At 65.6% G+C, this 1,538-nt stretch carries 1 protein-coding gene; it reads left to right on the top strand.

Translation table 11 applies throughout. The features are described from left to right. Positions 1–117 precede the first annotated feature (117 nt). The gene (locus ACLQ3B_RS33635) at positions 118–1,524 is read left to right on the top strand and encodes an IS4 family transposase (RefSeq protein ID WP_425784686.1); all 1,407 of its coding nucleotides are present in this window, start codon (positions 118–120) and stop codon (positions 1,522–1,524) included. The last annotated feature ends 14 nt before the right edge of the window (positions 1,525–1,538 follow it).

The following is a 1,538-nucleotide window of genomic DNA, read 5'->3' as shown; positions in this document are numbered from 1 at the left end:
GTCAACGCCGTTGCGTTAGGGCTGTGATCGGCGGGTCAACCCCTGCTGGATAACGGGAACGGGACTCCTGGTAGATCAACTTGTGTCGAGCAAGAAGATCACGTCTCAGGAGTCCCGTTGCAGGAGAAGTCTGTCATCACTCGGTCGTTGGAGGTGGCTGGGGGTGTGTACGCGCCTGGGCATCTGGGTGAGTTGACGCAGGTCATCGATTTTGACCTGGTCGACGCGGTGTTGGAGGAGACCGGGACGCGTGAGAAGCGGCTGCGGCTGCTGCCGTCTCGGGTCGTGGTGTATTTCGTCCTCGCGCTCGCCCTGTTCGAGGGTTGTTCCTATCTGGCGACGTGGGGGAAGTTGACCGCTGCCCTGACGGATCTGCGCTTGACGCGCCCGAGTGTCTCCTCACTCTCACGCGCCCGGCGTCGGATCGGAGCGGCGCCGCTACGGCGCCTGTTCGAGACCCTCGCAGGTGCCGTCGGCCTGCCCGGCCAGCCCGGCGTGTTCTACCGAGGCCTGCGCACCGTGGCCATCGATGGCACTCACCTGCACGTGCCCGATGCGGATCAGGTCACGTGGCGCTACCGGAAACGGGGAGGAGACCGGCGGGAGTTCGGCTACCCGCTGTTGCGGCTGCTCGTGCTGATCGAATGCGGGACCCGCGCCCTGCTCGCTGCGGACTTCGGCCCTGACGCAGGAGGCGAACTGCCCTACGCCCATCGCTTAGTGGGCGTCCTGGACCGCGGAATGCTCCTGCTGGCCGACGCCGGCTTCGACGCCGCGCAGTTCCTGCACCACGTGCGCGAACGCGGCGCACAGTTCCTGGTCCGCTCCACCGCCTGCCGCCGCCCGACCATCACGCAACGCCTACCCGATGGCTCCTACCTGACCCGCATCGGCTACGGCACACTACCCGCCCTCATCCTCGTGCGGGTCATCGAAGCGCAGGTCACCGTCACCCTCGCCGACGGCACGACGCGCCACGAACAGTGGCGGCTGATCACCAGCCTGACAGACCACGCCCGCTACCCCGCCCGAGAACTCGTGGACCTCTACCACGAACGCTGGCAAGCCGAAACCACCTACTACTCGATCAAAGCGACCATGCTCAACGGCCGCGTCCTGCGCTCCCACAGCGTCCCCGGCATCGAGCAAGAGGTATACGCCCTTCTCACCGCCTACCAAACCCTCATCCGCACAGCCGCAGACGCCGCGTCAACCCAACCAGGCACCGACATGGACCGGCTCAGCTTCACGATCCTCATCACCACCGCCACCAACACGATCACCACCGCCAGCGCGATCCTCCCTGCCATCCCCACCAACCTCCTCGGCGCGATAGGCCACGCCGCCCTGGCCAACCTCCTACCCACACGACGCCGCCCCCGCGTCAAAGCCCGCACCCGCAAGAACCCCACCAGTAAATACAGCCCAAACGCCGGACAACACCCAACAACCACACAGACCTACAGCTTCCACGCCGAAATCACAGTCTTCGAGAAAGGACTTGCCTCCCGCTCACAGCGCTAAACGCAACGGCGTTG

Origin of the sequence: Micromonospora sp. DT53, assembly GCF_049841535.1 — a bacterium.
Lineage (GTDB): Bacteria > Actinomycetota > Actinomycetes > Mycobacteriales > Micromonosporaceae > Micromonospora.
This window is presented reverse-complemented; position numbering and strand designations above follow the sequence as displayed.